The sequence below is a fragment of the Methylotenera versatilis 301 genome, from assembly GCF_000093025.1.
GTDB lineage: Bacteria > Pseudomonadota > Gammaproteobacteria > Burkholderiales > Methylophilaceae > Methylotenera > Methylotenera versatilis.
Genome location: NC_014207.1, coordinates 812,402 through 831,501 on the forward strand (window position 1 = coordinate 812,402; position 19,100 = coordinate 831,501).

The following is a 19,100-nucleotide window of genomic DNA, read 5'->3' on the forward strand; positions in this document are numbered from 1 at the left end:
AAATATAATTGTTATGAACCTAATATTGCTCCCGTTGCAAAAAATGATTGTTTTTCTGGCTGTGAAGATCAGCCGGTAGTTATTTCAGTCGCTAACTTATTAAGTAACGACACAGATAAAAATCACGACAAATTAACCCTTACAAGTGTGCAGGGGGCTTTGAATGGCACGGTATCGTTAATCAATGGCACTGCGACATTTACGCCAATCGCTAACTATAATGGTCCCGCGTCATTTACCTATACCGTTTCAGATGGAAATGGTGGTACCAGCACCGCTACAGTCAACCTATCGATTAGCCCTGTGAATGATCGCCCAGATGCTGTGAATGACAACATCGCGGTGGCGGCTCCAGGCAAGGTGACTATTGATCCAGCAACACTTTTGGCTAACGACCAAGATGTAGATGGCGACAAGCTGACAATTACCTCCGTACAATGTGCCACTCACGGTACAGTTGCCTTAGTTAACGGCAAAGTGGTATTTACACCAGATGCAGGCTATAGTGGTCCAGCTACATTTACTTATACCATCAGCGATGGCAAAGGTGGTTGCGGAAATGCAAGTAGCGATACTGCTACAGTTTGTTTGACTATTCCAAAAGACAACACGGCACCAAATGCGGTAAATGATAGCGTGACAGGCCAAGAAGACCATGCGTTTGTCATCAATATGGCTACATTATTAGCGAATGATACAGATGCAAACGGTGACAAGCTGACTGTTACTAGTGTGCAAGCAGGCGTGCACGGCGCGGTTGCCATTGTAAGTGGTCAAGTGGTTTTCACGCCAGAAGCTAATTACAATGGCCCAGCCTCATTTACTTATACCATTTCAGATGGTAAAGGTGGTACTAACACGGCAACAGTCAGCCTCAATATCAACCCGGAAAATGATACACCAGTTGCTGTTAACGATGCTCTCATTACTGGCAATGAAGATGTTCCATTAGCCATTAATTTTGCAACATTACTTGCTAATGATGCCGATATTGATGGCGACAAACTCATCATCACCAGCGTGCAAGCGGGCGTGCATGGCACGGTTGCGATTGTGAGTGGTCAGGTAGTATTCACACCAGATACCAATTACAACGGCCCAGCTTCATTTACTTATACTATTTCAGATGGCAATGGTGGCGTTGATACCGCTACGGTTAATCTTAATATTAATTCCGTCAACGATGCGCCAGATGCAGTGGCTGATGGTGTAATCGTTGGTAATGAAGGCGCGTCTTTGGTTGTGGATTTCGCTACTTTACTTGCCAATGATAAAGATGTTGATGGTGATAATCTCACGATAAGTAGCGTTCAGGCAGCAGCTCACGGCACATTTGCCTTGCTTAATGGGCAAGTTGTTTTCACGCCAGACGCCCACTACAGTGGGCCTGCTTCATTCACTTACACTGTTGCGGATGGTAATGGTGGATTTAATACAGCAACCGTCAGTTTAAATATCGCTGCCGCTATTCATAATGTTGAAGTTGCTTCGGTGACAGTCAATGTGTCAGAAGAGGGCTTAGCAGGTGGCTTACAAGATACTGCGGGCAATCCAGATACTACGAATGCGAGTTCTATTGACGGTAATTTGCAAATTAGTAATGCTGCGGGTAACTTAACGATTACCTTATCACAACCTAATGAAGTATTGACTTCTGGCGGCGTGGCTGTGACTTGGCTAGGTAGTGGTACGCAACAATTAACAGCCATGGCTGGTACACATGCAGTGGCAACAGCGAGTGTCGATAATTCAGGTCATTACGCGTTCAATTTATTTGCCCCAGTAGATCACAGTGGCGTGAATATTGAAGATGTGAAATCAATTAACTTTGGTGTGACTGTTGCGGATGGCGTAACCTCAGCAACTAGCACGCTGTCAGTTAATATTGAGGATGACGCACCAATTGCACTTAACAGATCAGATTCTTTTGCGATGATAGACACTAATTTACTCATCACTTTAGACACTTCAAACTCTATGAATGATGTTAGTGGTATTAATGCTGAAACTCGTTTGCAAAGTGCTGTGAAGTCTATCGAGCGTTTGATGGATATTTATGATGGGTTTGGCGAAATACGCGTACGTTTAGTGACTTTCTCAAATAATGCAGAAACTCAAGGTACCGAGTGGGTAACGCTCGACACAGCAAAAACTATACTCGATGGCATTTTAACGATTGGCGGAACCACCAACTACGATGGCGCAATTGCCAATGCAATGACGGCCTTTGCTGATCCAGGCAAAATTAGTGGCGCACAGAATATCAGCTATTTCTTCTCTGATGGTAACCCAAACAGGGGGGATGGCAGCAATACGACATTGTCTAACGTAGGTTCTAGTGTAGGTCCGGATAATGGCATTCAAGTGGCAGAAGAAGCCATTTGGAAAGGCTTTCTGAATGACAATCAAATTAAATCGTACGCAATTGGTATGGGAACTGGCCTGACAGACGTCTCATATTTGAATCCGATTGCATATGATGGGCAAGCTAGGCAAGAGATTAATGGCGTAGTAGTGACGGAGATGGGGCAGCTAGATGGCGTACTTGCCAGCACGGTAAACGTGTTTCCAGGTCAATTGCTATCTGGTGGTTTGTTAGCTGCCCATAGCGGCGTAGGTGCTGATGGTGGCTATGTAAAATCAATTACGGTCGAAGGCGTAACCTATGCTTTTGATCCAGTAACCGATACTGTTAGCAATGCGACCAATGGCTTAATGCATTTTGACGCAGTCACCAGACAGCTCACAGTGACATTAAGCTCAGGTGGGCACTTTATGGTCGATATGGATCAAGGTAGCTACCAATATCAAGCGCCAGAGGTGTTATCAAAAGCAATTACTGAACATTTTGACTATGTAATTATTGATAATGACGGCGATCAAGCCGCAGCTACTGTGACTTTTGATGTAGATAAAGCCAATCTCACTATTGGTACTGCCGGTGCAGATACGTTGATAGGCGTATCTAGCCCAGATGTGATGTTAGGCCACGAAGGTGATGACGTTTTAATTGGCGGTGGCGGCAAAGATGATTTATTAGGTGGAGATGGAAATGACACTTTAATCGGCGGCGCTGGGCTTGACACAATGTCGGGTGGACTAGGTGCAGATACCTTTGTGTGGGCATTAGCTGATGCGGGTGTTAAAGGCAATCCAGCAGTCGACATCGTGACGGATTTTGATACGGCAAGTAAGGCTTCGGGCGGCGATGTGCTTGATTTGCGTGATTTACTCGTTGGTGAAAACCATGCTTCAGGCATCGGGAACCTTGCAAGCTACTTGCACTTTGAAAAAGCCGGTGCTGACACCGTTGTTCACGTCAGTGCAACAGGTGAGTTTGCTGGTGGATTCAATGTTGCAAACGACGTACAAACTATTACGCTGCTCAACGTCGATTTAATAACCAGCCTAACAAACGATCAGGCAGTGATTCAAGATTTATTGACTAAAAATAAACTCACTGTGGATTAATAAGCGGATTAATAAATTCACTGCTTTAAATAGATTTATTCAATAAACAACGTTAAGCCTCTATTCATTTGATTAGAGGCTTTTTCTTTATGATGATCATACTTAAGACTCGCACGATTTGCATTGGTATGATTAGGCGCGGTGCGATATAATGCCTCGGTTTCCAAGTATGTAAATCAAGTATCAAAATTCGGATGAGTGGCTGAGCGGTTGAAGGCACCACCCTGGAAAGGTGGCACAGGGGCAACTCTGTCGCGGGTTCGAATCCCGCCTCCTCCGCCAATTTTTTTATAACGTATTGACTCTTTTAAGTTAATGCTTGAGCTTAAACGATCTACAATATCTGATGTTTTGTGGCCACGTTCTGCGATTTGTTTGATAGCTTTAGCCTTAAATGCGGCTGTATATCTGATACCCTTCATTTTTAACTCTCCGTTCCAATTTTGACATTATGATATGTCTATTGAAGCGGGCGGATTCCAATTGCGAATTCAACTGAATATTTCAGAATTTATTCTGCTCTAGTCCACTAGGACTATATCTATAAACTATTTCTGTAGCACTCAAACTGTAATGTTAGATTTCAAAAAAACATCAGGTGAGTATTATGGCAATATTAATAACAGGCGGTGCAGGTTATATAGGTTCTCATACATGCTTGCAATTATTGGAGATGGGGCACGATATTGTTGTTGTCGATAACCTCTCAAATAGCCAACTAGAATCGATACATCGCGTCAAAAATATTTCTGGAAAAGTATTCCCATTTATCAATGCTGATATACGTAATGGGAATGAGATGCGCTCTATATTTCAGCAGCATTCAATTTCTGCGGTTGTTCATTTTGCAGGTCTTAAATCAGTCGGAGAATCTAACGAGAGTCCGCTACAGTATTATGATAATAACGTGGCGGGTAGTTTAACTTTGCTTGAAGTAATGAGTGAGTTTAACGTTAAAACGATTGTTTTTAGCTCATCAGCCACTGTTTATGGTGATCCAGCGACTTTACCTATAAAGGAAGACTTTCCTTTAAGTGCAACAAATCCGTATGGACGTACCAAGTTAATGGTGGAGGATATACTAAGAGACCTTCATCGTTCCGACAATACTTGGCGCATTGCTTTATTGCGTTACTTTAATCCTATTGGCGCGCATGTCAGTGGCTTAATTGGTGAGAATCCAAATGGCATTCCGAATAATTTATTGCCTTATGTTGCACAAGTCGCGGTAGGGCGATTACCAAAACTTCGAGTTTTTGGTAATGATTATGCTACCCACGATGGCACAGGGATTAGAGATTATATTCATGTGATGGATTTAGCAGATGGGCATGTGGATGCTATTAATTACTTGGTTAAGCATCAAGCTTTGATTACTGTCAATTTAGGTACGGGTCAGGGTTATAGCGTACTGGATGTGGTGAATGCATTTTCAAAAGCAAGTGAAAAAGAGATTCCATTTGAGATCTTGCCAAGACGCCATGGTGATGTCGCCATTAACTATGCTGATCCGCAGCACGCTAAGAATTTATTTGGTTGGTCAGCCAAGCGAGACTTAGAGCAAATGTGTGCCGATGCATGGAAGTGGCAGTCAATCAACCCTAACGGCTTTAGTGCGCAGGCAAGTACTGACTAATTTAAGCCTAACCTAGTTAGATCTACCAATACTTGCTACTACCTCATATTTTTAAATAAGGGTAGTAGTAAGTCATTTCTGATTACCAATTTTTATAAAAACTTCACAACTTCTTGTGTTTGATTATCCGTATTAAATACTACTTTTATCTAGTCCGATAGGACTAGATAAAAGCTGGTTTCAATAATCATAATGAAACCAGCTCAACTCATGATTACTGCATATTTTTGATTGGTAATTGAGGGGTTGGATGTGGTTAATTTTATAAATAAATTACTTCGTGAAATATCTGCACATTCTAAATTACCAATCTTGTTTAAATGGCTAAGCTTTAAGCTTTCTAATTACTCAGCTTTTGATTTGTCTTACACAACTTCATATGTAGCAGGCACTGCCAATCAAAATAATTATTTGAAAGCTCATGTTAAAGCATTTAATTTAAATGCAAATTTTGAACATGAACTCAATTATTCAGATATTCTTTCTAACGATATTGAGATTTCTACAAAGCCTTTACGCATCATGATGTTGGGGTTAAGGGGGTTTCCTAATGTTCAAGGTGGAGTGGAGACTCATGCTGAGAATTTGGCGCCATTATTAGTCGGTCTAGGTTGTGATTTAGAAGTCATCGTTAGATCTCCTTACCAAAGCCACAGCACAGGTAATTTGTGGAGTGGCGTTAAGTTTACGAGAATCTGGGCACCTAAATCTAAAGGTTTAGAAGCTATTATTCATACTTTTCTAGGCGTGTTGTATGCAGCCATTAAACGCCCTGATATTTTACATATACATGCAATTGGTCCCGCAGTCATGACGCCATTAGCAAGGCTTTTAGGCTTGAAGGTGGTTGTTACGCACCACGGGCCTGATTATGACAGGCAAAAATGGGGCTATTTCGCACGTAATGTTTTATTGCTTGGTGAGTGGATGGGGATGAGATTCTCAAATGGCAGGATTGTAATTTCAAAAGTCATTCGTGAATTGGTCATTCGCAAGCATGGCGTGTATTCATCATTAATATTTAATGGTGTGGTCATGCCTAATACCGATATATCAGAAAAACATATTGAACAATTTGGCCTGCAAAAAAATAAATATGTTTTACTGGTGAGCCGTTTTGTGCCTGAAAAGCGTCATCTCGATTTAATCAATGCTTTTAATTTAGCCAATCTACATGATATTAAATTAGTATTTGTAGGCTCATCTGATCATCCAGATGCTTATATGCAATCAATTATCAATGCGGCATCTGGTAACGCTAATATTGTGCTGACTGGGTTTCAAACTGGAGATACATTAGGTAGCCTATATAGACACGCCGCCATGTTTGTGCTGCCTTCATCTCATGAGGGTTTATCAATTTCGTTATTAGAAGCGTTAAGCTATGGACTACCTGCGATTGCTAGCAATATACCTGCAAACTTAGAAGTTGGACTAAGTTCAGATTGTTATTTTGAGTTAGGTAATGTGAATGAAATGGCGAATTTAATTCGCATGAATATCAATCAAGTTGTAGCCAATGACACTAGAGAATCTCTCAGATCATGGGTAAATGAGCAATATAACTGGAAAAATATTGCAGCAAAAACATTTAAGGAATATCAGTCTGTTGTGTAATCAATACTGATAATTGGTAATTTGCAATTTTAAAAGATTTAAGCATCATTAACGCCTTCTTTAAACGGATTAGTCCATTAGGGCTAATCTAGTCTTAATGGACTATTTTTTACTCAGCTCTTAAGTCAAATCTTCATAATCTAGCACTAACATTAACTTCCAATTTTGGCGTTAGTTTTGAGGTGTGGCATGAAGCTATCAAATTTATTTTTGGTATTAACCATATTATCAGTGCCTGCGATGGCATCTGAAGGCAAAAGTATTACAACACATCATATTGAAGAGTATGGCAGTTTATTTACTGAAGTCATAGGCAAAAGTGTATTGCAGCAGACTACTCAAAAGAAAAATGATTTTGAGAGTAACTCCTCAGATAAGCCATCAAATCAATTGTTCAATTACTTATCTAGTTCAAAGAATCTGCCTTTATCTAGAGATGAGTTCGCAAAATATCTTTCACATGACAGCCATATTCATGAACATAATTTTGTATATAACAAGTTAATTAATGATAAAGGCTGGGGCATTCACTATGGTAAAGATGAGCATAATATTTGTGCACCTATACCAGAGCCTGAAAGTTATGCCTTGGTATTGATTGGTTTAGCCATGATAGTCATGGTAAAACGTAAAAAAGCTTAATAGATATAGTTGATAAAAGGCGGTCATTTTTGACCGCTTTTTATTTTTCAGTTGTTTTTTATAATATCTAATTAGTCAGTCATGAATACTTAATAATTTCTCTCTATAGTGCTTTGTTAACTAATCACTCACCATTAAATTAGATTTTCTAGAAAGCACTGACAATGAAAGCCATGATTTTAGCTGCGGGTAAAGGTACACGCGTACGTCCTCTTACCTATGAGCTTCCCAAGCCGATGATTCCACTATTAGGTAAGCCTGTAATGGCATATCTAATAGAGCATTTAGCAAAACATAACGTCAATGAAGTCATGGTCAATGTCAGTTATCTGCATGAAAAAATACAACAATACTTTGGCGATGGTCACCGATTTGGTATTGAAATTGGCTACTCATTTGAAGGTGATATTAGTAACGGAAAGATTGTACCTAGCCCAGTTGGCTCGGCTGGGGGTATGCGTAAGATCCAAGATTTCGGTGGTTTTTTCAATGAAACTACCATTGTGATATGTGGTGATGCCATTATTGATTTAGATATCACCGCAGCAGTTGCTGAACACCGCAGGAAGGGAGCTTTAGTGAGTTTAGTGGCAAAAGAAGTGCCTATGGATAAGGTTTCAGATTACGGCATTGTGTTGACTGATGAAAATGGAAAGATCGTTTCTTTTCAAGAGAAGCCGAGCCAGGCCATAGCCAAATCCAATCTCGCTAGTACAGGTATTTATATATTCGAACCTGAAGCGATTAATCTTATTCCATCAGGTAGCACCTTTGACATAGGTTCAGATTTATTTCCATTACTAGTAGATAAAAACTTGCCTTTCTATGCGATTAACCAACATTTTAATTGGATCGATATTGGGCTAGTCACTGATTACTGGGAGGTTATGCAGCAATTGATGCAAGGCGAAGTGCCCTCCATGAACATGCCAGGTAAGCAAATTAGGCCAGGCGTATGGGTGGGCTTAAATGTTCGCATTGATTGGGAAAATACAAAGATTGAAGGCCCTGTGTATATAGGTTCGGGTGCTCGTGTAGATAAAGGTGCTGAGATAGTCGGCCCCACTTGGATTAGCGATGGTTGCCACGTGCAACGGGGCGGCAAAGTTGTGCGTAGTGTCTTGTTCGAATACACGCGTGTTGGGCAAGACTTCAGTTTTGAAGAAATGATTGTCTGTGGTGAGTACTGTGTTGATAAGTACGGCAGGATGATGCATGTAGATGACGATACCTGTGACTTGATTTGGTCGGATGCGCGCGAAAAAGTCATTTATCCAATGGATTATGCGCAAGCAAGGATTTAATTCTCAGAGGTAAGTGTTCAAGTGAAAGCACGTTCATGCTTTGTGACAAAAGTGTCACAAATATGAAATCCTACTGAAAACAAGAATGACTAAAATTGCCACGTGAAATTCACTATGTGTAAATATATGTCAAATTTAAATGGATTTAAGCTTCCTCAATCTAAAACTCAAGGGTTTACACTACTTGAGTTGTTAGTCGTGATGGTCATCATTGGCTTGCTTGCTGGGTACGTCGGGCCAAAGTATTTTGAACAAATTGGCAAGTCGGAAACTAAAACAGCGCGTGCTCAAATCGACTCTCTAGGTAAGGCTTTAGATCAATATCGTATTGATGTTGGGCAGTATCCTAGTTCTGAGCAGGGCTTAGCTGCGTTAAATAAAAACGTTGCAAATGACGCAAAATGGTCTGGTCCGTATCTTAAGAAGGATGTCCCGAATGACCCGTGGAATAAGCCTTACCTCTATAAGTCACCAGGTGAGCATGGTGATTTTGACTTATATTCTTTAGGTAAAGATGCTCAACAGGGTGGCACTAAAGAAGCTGAAGACGTCGTGAGCTGGTAACTTAGTTTAAGTCCATGGAATTTCAAGTTAAAGCTGTTCGCGGAAAAGAAATGGTGCTATTAAGCATTTCGGCTGCCCATGCTCAAGACGCGCTTGCACAAGTGCAGGCGCGAGGCTTCACGCCAATTACCGCAAAGTCTACTGGTTCGGCATTGAGCAATCGACAAAACAAAAAATTCCCCTTAGCTTTATTTAGCCAGGAACTACTTGCCTTACTGGAAGCAGGGTTAAACCTTGTTGAAGCCATTGAAACGCTTGCTGAAAAGGAACAGGGCAACCAAATAAAACATACCTTAGATGCTCTGTTGCAGGCCTTGTATCAAGGGCAGACATTTTCATCTGCACTAGAGCAGCAACCATTAATTTTTCCTGTTTTATATATTGCTACAGTTCGCGCCAGTGAGAAAACTGGTGACTTGCCAGAGGCTTTAAGTCGCTATGTGAGCTATGAGCAGCAGCTCGGTTTGGTGAGGAAGAAAATCGTGTCTTCTTCAATCTATCCAATTCTGTTAATGGCGGTTGGTGGCTTGGTGATTCTGTTTCTACTTGGCTTTGTTGTGCCTAAATTTAGTCGAATCTATGAAGGCACAGGCGGAAACCTACCATTTCTGTCACAAGTGTTATTGGCCTGGGGGTTGTTTCTGGAAAGCCACGGTAAAGAGTTGCTCACTTTTGTAGTGTTGTTCATTGCAGGCTTGGTCTTTGGCTTATCACAAGCTTCAGTGCGCAAATCCATCATACAACTTATTTGGAAAATACCCGCGTTAGGCAAGCGATTACGTATTTTTCAATTAGCACGATTTTATCGAACATTAGGAATGCTGCTTAAAGGTGGCACGTCGATTATCGTCGCTTTGGATTCTGTTGCAGGTTTATTAGATGTCGTGCTTCAGGCGAAAATGAAGCAAGCATCTGCTGCAATACAAGAAGGGCAGACTATTTCAGTCGCTATGGAGCAGGCCGGCTTAACAACGCCGATTGCGCTTCGTATGTTACGCGTAGGCGAACGCGGTGGAAGAATAGGCGACATGATGGAACGTATAGCCTCGTTTTATGATGAAGAGTTAGCACGCTGGATAGATTGGTTTACCAAGCTCTTTGAACCCATACTGATGTTGCTGATAGGGCTGGTAATAGGCGTTGTTGTTTTACTTCTTTACATGCCAATTTTTGAGCTAGCAGGAAATATTCAATGAATGCGATTTTACAAGAATCAGTCAATACTATTGATATTGATGAGATGACCGAGCTTAAAAGTCCTAGCGTCATTCATGTGGAGCAGATTAGGCAGGCTAAGTCACAAGCGAATGTACAGCAACGCCGAATCGTTGAGATATTGGAAGACCTCACTCAATACAATCAAGAAGACTTTTTGCAAGCGCTAAGCCAAACACTGCATTTTGACGCGATTAGTATGAAAGAGCTTCATAGCTTGACCGCAGCTTTTGAAATCATCCAATTTTCAAAGGCGCAGCAGAAAGAGTGCCTAGCTTTTATGTCAGATAAAAACACAGCAAATCATGGGTTGATATTGGTGTTTGCAGACCCGTTTAATGAAAGCTTACAAGAGTGGGCTTTAGAAAATATTAAACAAGCCTTTACGTGGCGTTTAGCGCATCGCAATGATATTGCAGCATTTTTGGCGCGTCATGAGGAAACCATGCGTGCGATGGATGGTTTGCGTGGCGAAGATAATCACGCTGTAGCGGAAGATGATGAGGCTGTTGCAAATTTATCATTAAAGTCCATTAATGAGGATTCCAACCCAATAATCAAGCTCATTAACTCGACGCTTTATGATGCGTTAAAAATCGGCGCTAGTGATATTCATCTAGAATGTTCTAGTTCAGGTTTATCTATTAAGTATCGCATTGATGGCGTAATGAACGGCGTCGGAGGCATGCAAGGTATGGATAATGCGGATCAGGCAATTTCGCGCGTTAAAGTCATGGCGCAGCTTGATATTGCTGAGCGGCGCACGCCACAAGATGGGCGATTTAAGGTGATTGTTCAGGGGCGTGATGTCGACTTTCGAGTATCCATCATGCCTAGTGTGTTTGGCGAAGATGCGGTTTTACGTGTACTCGATAGAAAAGCGCTTTCAGAAGAAGCGCAAGGGCTGAGCTTACATGTCTTAGGATTTGATGAAAAAATCATCGCACAATTCCGTCGCTTAGCGCTTGAGCCTTATGGCATGGTGTTAGTCACAGGACCTACTGGTAGCGGAAAAACTACTTCACTCTATGCGGCAATCTCAGAGGTGAATACTGGCCACGATAAAATTATTACGATTGAAGATCCCGTAGAGTATCAATTGCCTGGTGTGTTACAAATTCCAGTCAATGAGAAAAAAGGCCTCACTTTTGCAAAAGGCTTACGCTCAATTTTGCGTCATGATCCTGACAAAATTATGGTGGGTGAGATTCGCGATTCTGAAACTGCACAAATTGCAGTTCAAGCCGCACTCACAGGGCATTTGGTGTTCACCACGGTTCACGCCAATAACGTGTTAGATGTAATTGGCCGATTCATGCACATGGGCGTCGACCCCTATAACTTTGTTTCTGCGATGAACGGCATTATGGCGCAACGCCTTATACGCTCTATTTGCCCACACTGCGCTGAAGATTACCAACCAGATGACCAGTTGTTAGCTGATTCAGGCATTAGCCAAGAAATGGCTGTGGGTATGAAGTTTAAAGAGGCTAAAGGCTGTGGGCATTGTCGCGGTACAGGTTATCGCGGTCGAAAAGCTGTTGCAGAATTGTTGATACTGAATGATGAATTACGAGAAATGATTGTTGCACGAGAGCCTATACGAAAATTAAAAGAAGCCGCAAAAAGAAGTGGAATGCGCACAATAAGAGAAGCCGCTCTTGAAGCGGTAGGCAATGGATTAACTACTTTGCAGGAGATCAATCGTGTCACTTTTGTCGGTTAATCAAGTGTTGGCCATGCTTGGCTCTGACAACGTTGCGGTTGTTCATCAATCAGTTGGCTTGCAGAAAAAAATGATCGACCAAAAACAGGTCACGATTTCAAAGCATAGCGAGGAGGCGAAATCGGAGGTGCCAGCTTGGCAACCAGCTACACATCACTTAGATGCACTACTTACCTCAATGCAGTTGAGAGCTAAAGCAACATTAAACATTACGTTATCAAGCGACTTTGTCAGATATTTGGCCCTTCCAGCACAACCAATACATATGAGCACAAAAGAGAAGTTAGCTTATGCCGCAGCTTCTTACCGTGAAATTTACGGTGAAGTAGTAGAGAAGTGGGACATTAAGCTAAATAACGCTCCCGTCCACCAAACAACGATTGCAGTAGCGATAGATCGTGATTTATTAAGGGCACTTCATCAGCTAGCCATCAAACATGATTTAAAGCTGATAGGAGTTCAACCTTATTTAATGAATGCATTTAATTGCTTATCTAAACAATTGGGGAAAATTAGCGGCTATTTGATCATTGTGGAGTTGAAGCGATTGTTGTTGATTAACTTGAATCACGGTGATTGTGTGAATCTACGTACATTTCCGCTAAGTTGCGATTGGCAGTTAGCATTAAAGAGTTTAATGCTACGCGAATTGATGTTAAAAGATACTGAAAATAAAGAAGTCCTTGTCTATGCACCCTTACATAAAAGTGCCGTGATTCATGCAATTGAAGGTTGGACAATTAGGCGGATTGGCGCATTAAAAAATAATTTAAGTGCCGCACGATTTAGCATGCTTGAGGTTGCTTAATGAGTCATAGGTTTGATTTAGATTTTATTCAACATCCGCCTTTTTCACTTTCAAGTTGGACTTGGCTCGGCATTAGCGTGCTATTAACAAGTTTTATAATCACATTCTTTACTTGGCAACTATATCAAACCAAGCAAGTAACTCTGGCTGAAGTTTCATCCAAACTGCTTGAAATTGAGCAACAATTAAATCGTAAAGAAACACCAGTCAATCATGTCAGCATTGAAATAGCACCAGATGAAAGGTTACAAATTCAGGCTACTGTGACGGCATTGATGGCGCCCTGGGCATCTTTATTACTAGGGATAGAAGCATCTGATATGCAAGATGTTGCGTTGTTGAGTTTTGAACCAAATCGTAAAAAGAATCAAGTAACACTGACAGGAGAGGCTAAAAACTTAGAGTCCATATTCGCTTATATTCAAAAGCTGGAGGCTCAGCCTACACTGGAGAAAGTCTATCTTCAAAAGCATAGTATAGATGAAGCCAATCTATCAAAACCAGTTACCTTCACGGTGTATGCGCAATGGAGAAATTCTGAGCAATCAGCAAGTGCCATCCAATCACTAAATAATGAAAAGATTAACATCAATGAATAAGATTGATGTTAATCACCTGCGTTGGCTAGTAAGTAAGTATCTAAGTGCGCTTGGGCTTTGGGGGCTACTAGGTGTCGCCATTATAGTCAGTTGTTTACTCATCTACGTAACTTACATCATGGAATTGGATGAGCAGATAACACTGACGCAATCCAAGCTAAAGCAGCATAGTCAACCCTCCATAAAATTAGCGACACTACCAAAAACGCAAATACAGACTACAGCACAAGATGTTACCAAGTTTTATGACTTGTTTCCTGCAGGTGCCAGTTTGCCTAAATGGTTAAGCATGATGGACGCAATGGCAATCAAGCGGCATTTGATTTTAAATCGCGGTGATTACAAGCTTTCGCAAACAAAACAGGGGGAGCTGTTACGTTACGAAATAGTCTTTCCAGTGGTTGGTCAATATATTCAAATACGTCAGTTTATTGCAGATGTATTGTTGAAGTTGCCAGCGCTTGCACTTAATGATTTGCAAATAAAACGTGAAAATTCTTTATCGCCAACCGTGGAAGCTAGATTAGTCTTTGTGCTATTTTTAAAAGGTGATTCATGGTGAGCGTTAATTCTACGATTAAAATTCCCATGATGAAAAAGAGCACCAATGAGTCTAGTAAATGGCTTTATATCGTGCTTTTTATTACATTAGGTATCACTATTTGGACTGCCTTGCATAAAGAAAACCCGTCTGATGAAGCTATAGAGTTGGTGCCCAATAAGTTTGCTAGCAACACTAAAAACCATCATTCACCAAGTGTTCGTAATAGTCAGCACGACAATATTCAAACAAATAAAACTGAGTCTGTAAGTAACAGCTACAGCCTTATTCCTTGGCAAGGACTTCAGCGAGAGCCACTTGTAAGCACGCCTCATGATGCATTTAAAGTGCATTCATGGGTAGTGATAACACCAGCTAAAAAAGTTAAACCATTACCGCCACCGCCACCTGTTGCACCCAATACTCCGTTTATTTACGCAGGAAAATTGGAAAACTCTCCTAAGGGTACGCAAGTATTCTTGCTGGGTAATAACAAACTTTATTCTGTCGTGATGGGCGAAAAGGTCGATATGCAGTGGCGATTGGATAGTGAAGACGCTAACACATTGCAATTCACTTATTTGCCGCTCAATTTAAAGCAAGTCCTATCCAAGTCAGCCAAGCAAACGGCACCAATTGCAGAAGAAATAAATCAGTAAAAGGACTTATGAATGTTATCTATTAATAAAAATAATCACATTACGCATTCTTATAAAAGTGTGGTCATCGTCATATTGCTTGTAGCACAGGTTTCAGGCTGTGCTTTTGCACCGTGGGAGAAGCTTAGCGGTAAAGGTGACGCGCCAGAGTTGCAAGTGGCTGAGGCTAAAAAGAGTGTAGCAAAAAATCCAGAAGCGACAGTTCCACGTAAAAACCTTTTAGTGACTAATGAGTTGGCTGTGACTAAGTTACTGGCTGAAGCTGAAAAGGCGCGTATCAGTGGGCTGTATGAGGAAGCTAATAGTATTTATGATCGCGTATTAAATATTTTGCCAGAGGATTCGAGCGCAATTAGTGGCAAAATTAAAGTTGAGCGTGAATTAGCGCAATCTAAAAAAATGTTAAAAGCCAATGATTTATTTGCAAATAATAAGTTTGAAGAGGCAAAAGATACACTACATGAAATTCTTATAGAGAATCCTCAACAGGCTCAAGCCATTGCGCTACAGCAGCAGATTAAAGATAAACAAGCACCTGCTAATTTAAAGCAGCCACAACTTAAACCACAGTTTGATAAGCCGGTGTCCTTAGAGCTACGTGATGTCAATATTAAAGTGGTGTTTGAAGCGTTATCAAGGGCTACTGGTATCAATTTTATTTTAGATAAAGACATTAAACCTGATACCAAAGCCAATATTTTTGTGAAAAAAGCGCGTATTGAAGATGCAATAGAAATGGTGCTTTCCAGTAATGCATTACAGAAAAAAATATTGTCAGAAAATACGGTTTTAGTATTTCCAAGCACCCAACAAAAACTTAAAGACTATCAAGATTTGATGATTCGTAGTTTTTATCTTAGCAATACTACTGCTAAACAAGTCGCCGCCTTAATTAAATCCATGCTTAAAACTAAAGACATCTTTGTTGATGATCGCTTGAATATGATGGTGATGCGCGATACGCCAGAAGTGATTCGTATCGCAGAAAAGTTAGTTGCAGCGAATGATATGGCTGATCCGGAAGTCATGTTGGAGATTGAAGTGCTTGAAGTTAGCCGAAGCCGTTTACAAGAGCTAGGTGTTGAATACCCAAATAGAATAGGCGTGAATAGCTTAATTCCTATCACTACAGTCACATCGGCAACTGGTGTTGTTGCAAGTTCTACAGTAAATACTCCAACGCAATTAACTTTAGAAGGTTTGCTCAACCTCAGCAAAGGTAGATTCGATGTTTCACCAAATCCCGCTGTTAATTTTAGAAAAACAACGGGTGATGTCAATTTGCTTTCTAATCCGCGGATTAGAGTACGTAATAATGAAAAAGCTAAAATTTTAGTGGGTGATAAAGTGCCTGTAATTACAACAACATCTACTGCTAACGTAGGTATTTCTGAAAGTGTGCAGTATGTAGATGTTGGTTTGAAGTTGGATGTTGAGCCTAGAATCACTGCAGATAACTACGTGAATATTAAAATCGCACTTGAAGTAAGTTCGCTAGGAGAAAGAACGATTACAAGAAATGGCGCAACGGTTTATACCATTGGTACCCGCGATGCAAATACCATATTGCGTTTAAAAGATGGTGAAACACAGGTTCTAGCTGGCTTGATATCTGATGACGAACGTAAAAATGCAAGTAAGTTACCAGGTCTAGGCGACATACCTTTAATCGGTCGGTTATTCTCGAATCAGCAAGATCAAAAAAATAAGACGGAAATTGTACTGGCAATTACGCCAAGAATTATTTCTAACATTGCACGACCAAGCGCCGAGGTGTCTGAGTATTGGTCGGGTACAGATGCTGTCATCAATGATAAGTTACAAACTACTTTACCTGTCACGCCTGCTATCTTGAGTCTGCAAGATCAAGTTAAAGAGAGAATGCGCTTGCAACAAAGTGGTAATGCTGCAGCACCAGAAGCTACTGCAACTGCCGAACCAACAGAGGTATTACCTCAAAACAATAGTGCTCCTGGTATCAATCCTGATGGTTCTGCAGTGGCGGAGCCAACTCCTGAAAATGCCTTAAGCTCGCATTGAAATGATGATTAACTCACATTTAATGAAAGTTAAGGGCTTTACATTAATAGAGCTCGTGGTAACCGTTACGATAGTTGCTATTTTGGCTACCGTTGCAATGCCAATGTTACAACTTAGCGTTCAGCGGGTAAAAGAGAATGAGTTGCGAGCCAATTTAAGAGAGATACGAGAAGCGATAGATGCCTACAAAAAGTTGGCAGATATGGAAAATGGTCCAATCAAAAAGGTGATAGGCAAGACAGGCTACCCACCCAATTTAGAGGTGTTAGTTGATGGCGTTGTGGATGAACGCGACCCTAATAAGCACAAAATAAAATTTCTACGCAGAATCCCACTTGATCCTATGCAGCCTGCAAGCCAAGAAAATAATAAGTCTAATAGTGGATTAATGAACAATTGGGGATTACGTAGTTATGCCAGTGAGGCAAATCATCCCTCTGAAGGTGATGACGTGTACGATGTTTACTCGCACAGTCAACAAGTTGGAATCAATGGCGTACCCTATGCGCAGTGGTAAAACAGCATGAAATATTGTCATCAAAATTATAGGGCTACAATTTTAGGTTTCACTTTAGTTGAGTTGCTAGTGGTGCTATCAATTTTGGCATTATTGTTAACCCTAGCTACGCCTAGATACTTCAACAGTATAGATCGGGCAAAAGATGCCACACTCATGCAAGACTTAAATACATTAAGGGAAAGTATTGATAAGTTTTATGCTGATCATGGCGAATATCCAAAATCTTTAGAAGACTTAGTTGAACGGAAATATATACGAAAAATACCAGTAGACCCCATTACAGGAAAGTCTACAACTTGGATATTTACTCCGCCTGAACAACCCTTGGTCGGTGATATTTATGATATTCATAGTGGCTCAGAAGGCACTGCAAAAGATGGCACTCGCTATGCCGATTGGTAATAAATCTACTAGCTACCCAAGTGGCAGTTTAGGCTTTACCTATATCGGCTTGTTGATATTCATCGCAATTTCAGGCATTGCTTTAGCTGGGGTTGGTATTGTGTGGCATCAAGATGCGCAGCGAGAACGTGAAAAAGAACTGCTTTTTATCGGGGAAGAATTTCGCAATGCCATAGGAAGCTATTATGAAAATAGCCCAACTGCCACTAAGCAGTTTCCACAGAATATTGAACAGTTACTTTTAGATGACCGTTTCCCAACAACTAAACGGCATCTACGTAAGCTCTACAAAGATCCTATCACTCAGAGTAAAACATGGGGGCTTGAGATTGAACAAGGTCATATCATAGGTCTTTATAGTTTGTCTGCGCAGAAGCCGATTAAGAAATATGGTTTTCCTACGCAATATGATGGTTTTGGTCAGGCAGATAAGTATACGCAGTGGAAGTTTGTATATCTGCCCGGATCAAACCCTGCCAATGTGGTCAGTCAAAACGACGCTTCATAACGATTATTTAATAGTATTGATGATAGTATTTTAAGACTTTAGGCACGTAGTCTAAAGTTTCTTTATATGGCGGAATCTTTCCGCCATATTTCTTTACTGCAGCAGGGCCAGCGTTGTAAGCCGCTAAAGTGAGGTTTAAATCCCCATTAAATATATTAAGTAACTCACGCAAATATTTTGCGCCTGCCACCACATTTTGTTTTGGATCGTTTTTATTTTTCACGTTAAAACGTCGTGATGTTTCTGGCATTAATTGCATTAAACCATAAGCACCTTTTTTAGATTGCGCATATGGGTTGTGATTAGACTCTGCCGATATAACAGCATGAATAAGCGCTGGCTCGATAGCAGATTCATTCGAAGCAATGATTACTTCAGCATTAAATGGCAGGGCATTGATATGTTCTGCACTGTGAGAACTAAGTGCCACTCTCTTAGGTGAAGGCGCAGAGTAAGGCTCTTCAATTTTCAAAGTGTAATGCTCACTATCTTGCGTAATGCTAATTTCAGCAGTCTGAGATAAGTCTATATACACATCAGCCTTAGCGATATTTAGTTCGCAAAAAGATAAAGCTACAATGGCTTTTAACAAAATTAATATGAGCGATTTTTTCATCACACACAGTGTGCATGGTCAATGTTACAAATTAAATAGGCACATGAATTTGATGTATATATTTTATAAAAAAGGATTTTAGAGCACTAAAAAAGAACTATGAGAGGCTGTTATAAAACTGTAAGAAAACTAACATCTATCGTTAATCTTATTGTCACCTTACTAGTTAAAACTGCTAAAAGTTTAAAACTAGAAGAAAAATCATTAACTCCCAATTAAATACAGAAATCAT

The 19,100-nt window shown here is 40.7% G+C and carries 17 protein-coding genes and 1 tRNA gene; 17 read left to right on the forward strand and 1 reads right to left on the reverse strand.

The window, feature by feature from the left end; translation table 11 throughout:
* Positions 1-24 precede the first annotated feature (24 nt).
* The 17 genes from M301_RS03720 to M301_RS03800 all read left to right on the forward strand — a co-directional run bounded on the left by M301_RS03720 (position 25) and on the right by M301_RS03800 (position 18,252).
* On the forward strand, positions 25-3,471 hold the full coding sequence (locus tag M301_RS03720) for a cadherin-like domain-containing protein (RefSeq protein WP_238524681.1): 3,447 nt from the start codon (positions 25-27) through the stop codon (positions 3,469-3,471).
* Between the two features lie 192 nt (positions 3,472-3,663).
* Positions 3,664-3,753, forward strand: a tRNA-Ser gene (locus M301_RS03725).
* 325 nt (positions 3,754-4,078) lie between these two features.
* Positions 4,079-5,107: a UDP-glucose 4-epimerase GalE gene (galE, locus tag M301_RS03730; protein ID WP_013147420.1), complete on the forward strand. Its 1,029-nt coding sequence runs from the start codon at positions 4,079-4,081 to the stop codon at positions 5,105-5,107.
* Between the two features lie 252 nt (positions 5,108-5,359).
* Positions 5,360-6,724, forward strand: coding sequence for a glycosyltransferase family 4 protein (locus M301_RS03735; RefSeq protein WP_013147421.1), 1,365 nt, complete (start codon positions 5,360-5,362; stop codon positions 6,722-6,724).
* 189 nt (positions 6,725-6,913) lie between these two features.
* The gene (locus M301_RS03740) at positions 6,914-7,366 is read left to right on the forward strand and encodes a PEP-CTERM sorting domain-containing protein (protein WP_013147422.1); all 453 of its coding nucleotides are present in this window, start codon (positions 6,914-6,916) and stop codon (positions 7,364-7,366) included.
* Between the two features lie 164 nt (positions 7,367-7,530).
* Positions 7,531-8,670 (forward strand): nucleotidyltransferase family protein, encoded by a 1,140-nt coding sequence (locus tag M301_RS03745; protein WP_013147423.1) that lies wholly within the window; start codon positions 7,531-7,533, stop codon positions 8,668-8,670.
* A gap of 126 nt (positions 8,671-8,796) precedes the next feature.
* Positions 8,797-9,234, forward strand: a complete 438-nt coding sequence (gspG, locus tag M301_RS03750; RefSeq protein ID WP_013147424.1) for a type II secretion system major pseudopilin GspG — start codon at positions 8,797-8,799, stop codon at positions 9,232-9,234.
* Between the two features lie 14 nt (positions 9,235-9,248).
* A complete protein-coding gene (locus M301_RS03755; RefSeq protein WP_013147425.1) occupies positions 9,249-10,430 on the forward strand; it encodes a type II secretion system F family protein in 1,182 nt (393 codons plus the stop codon).
* Positions 10,431-10,474: 44 nt separating this feature from the next.
* Positions 10,475-12,175, forward strand: coding sequence for a GspE/PulE family protein (locus tag M301_RS03760; RefSeq protein ID WP_049770004.1), 1,701 nt, complete (start codon positions 10,475-10,477; stop codon positions 12,173-12,175).
* Positions 12,156-12,983, forward strand: coding sequence for a hypothetical protein (locus M301_RS03765; RefSeq protein ID WP_013147427.1), 828 nt, complete (start codon positions 12,156-12,158; stop codon positions 12,981-12,983). Before M301_RS03760 ends, M301_RS03765 begins: the two co-directional genes overlap by 20 nt.
* A complete protein-coding gene (locus M301_RS03770) occupies positions 12,983-13,582 on the forward strand; it encodes a PilN domain-containing protein (RefSeq protein ID WP_013147428.1) in 600 nt (199 codons plus the stop codon). Before M301_RS03765 ends, M301_RS03770 begins: the two co-directional genes overlap by 1 nt.
* Complete coding sequence (gene pilO / locus M301_RS03775; protein WP_013147429.1) at positions 13,575-14,144, forward strand: type 4a pilus biogenesis protein PilO; 570 nt, start codon at positions 13,575-13,577, stop codon at positions 14,142-14,144. The genes M301_RS03770 and pilO overlap by 8 nt, the downstream gene beginning before the upstream one ends.
* Positions 14,138-14,782 (forward strand): hypothetical protein, encoded by a 645-nt coding sequence (locus M301_RS03780; RefSeq protein WP_013147430.1) that lies wholly within the window; start codon positions 14,138-14,140, stop codon positions 14,780-14,782. The genes pilO and M301_RS03780 overlap by 7 nt, the downstream gene beginning before the upstream one ends.
* 12 nt (positions 14,783-14,794) lie before the next feature.
* Positions 14,795-16,822: a secretin N-terminal domain-containing protein gene (locus M301_RS03785; RefSeq protein WP_013147431.1), complete on the forward strand. Its 2,028-nt coding sequence runs from the start codon at positions 14,795-14,797 to the stop codon at positions 16,820-16,822.
* Position 16,823: 1 nt separating this feature from the next.
* Positions 16,824-17,339 (forward strand): type II secretion system protein, encoded by a 516-nt coding sequence (locus M301_RS03790; protein ID WP_013147432.1) that lies wholly within the window; start codon positions 16,824-16,826, stop codon positions 17,337-17,339.
* Positions 17,340-17,345: 6 nt separating this feature from the next.
* Positions 17,346-17,744 (forward strand): type II secretion system protein, encoded by a 399-nt coding sequence (locus tag M301_RS03795; RefSeq protein WP_013147433.1) that lies wholly within the window; start codon positions 17,346-17,348, stop codon positions 17,742-17,744.
* On the forward strand, positions 17,719-18,252 hold the full coding sequence (locus tag M301_RS03800) for a type II secretion system protein (RefSeq protein WP_013147434.1): 534 nt from the start codon (positions 17,719-17,721) through the stop codon (positions 18,250-18,252). The genes M301_RS03795 and M301_RS03800 overlap by 26 nt, the downstream gene beginning before the upstream one ends.
* 7 nt (positions 18,253-18,259) lie before the next feature.
* Here M301_RS03800 and M301_RS03805 read toward each other — a convergent pair whose 3' ends face one another.
* Complete coding sequence (locus M301_RS03805; protein ID WP_013147435.1) at positions 18,260-18,868, reverse strand: transglycosylase SLT domain-containing protein; 609 nt, start codon at positions 18,866-18,868, stop codon at positions 18,260-18,262.
* Positions 18,869-19,100 lie beyond the last annotated feature (232 nt).

What these genes read in the sequence shown, in the direction of transcription:
- galE (WP_013147420.1), top strand. Translation starts at nt 4,079, where the DNA reads ATGGCAATATTAATAACAGGCGGTGCAGGTTATATAGGTTCTCATACA.
- M301_RS03740 (WP_013147422.1), top strand. Translation starts at nt 6,914, where the DNA reads ATGAAGCTATCAAATTTATTTTTGGTATTAACCATATTATCAGTGCCT.
- M301_RS03745 (WP_013147423.1), top strand. Translation starts at nt 7,531, where the DNA reads ATGAAAGCCATGATTTTAGCTGCGGGTAAAGGTACACGCGTACGTCCT.
- gspG (WP_013147424.1), top strand. Translation starts at nt 8,797, where the DNA reads ATGTCAAATTTAAATGGATTTAAGCTTCCTCAATCTAAAACTCAAGGG.
- M301_RS03755 (WP_013147425.1), top strand. Translation starts at nt 9,249, where the DNA reads ATGGAATTTCAAGTTAAAGCTGTTCGCGGAAAAGAAATGGTGCTATTA.
- M301_RS03760 (WP_049770004.1), top strand. Translation starts at nt 10,475, where the DNA reads ATGACCGAGCTTAAAAGTCCTAGCGTCATTCATGTGGAGCAGATTAGG.
- M301_RS03770 (WP_013147428.1), top strand. Translation starts at nt 12,983, where the DNA reads ATGAGTCATAGGTTTGATTTAGATTTTATTCAACATCCGCCTTTTTCA.
- pilO (WP_013147429.1), top strand. Translation starts at nt 13,575, where the DNA reads ATGAATAAGATTGATGTTAATCACCTGCGTTGGCTAGTAAGTAAGTAT.
- M301_RS03780 (WP_013147430.1), top strand. Translation starts at nt 14,138, where the DNA reads ATGGTGAGCGTTAATTCTACGATTAAAATTCCCATGATGAAAAAGAGC.
- M301_RS03785 (WP_013147431.1), top strand. Translation starts at nt 14,795, where the DNA reads ATGTTATCTATTAATAAAAATAATCACATTACGCATTCTTATAAAAGT.
- M301_RS03790 (WP_013147432.1), top strand. Translation starts at nt 16,824, where the DNA reads ATGATGATTAACTCACATTTAATGAAAGTTAAGGGCTTTACATTAATA.
- M301_RS03795 (WP_013147433.1), top strand. Translation starts at nt 17,346, where the DNA reads ATGAAATATTGTCATCAAAATTATAGGGCTACAATTTTAGGTTTCACT.
- M301_RS03800 (WP_013147434.1), top strand. Translation starts at nt 17,719, where the DNA reads ATGGCACTCGCTATGCCGATTGGTAATAAATCTACTAGCTACCCAAGT.
- M301_RS03805 (WP_013147435.1), bottom strand. Translation starts at nt 18,868, where the DNA reads ATGAAAAAATCGCTCATATTAATTTTGTTAAAAGCCATTGTAGCTTTA.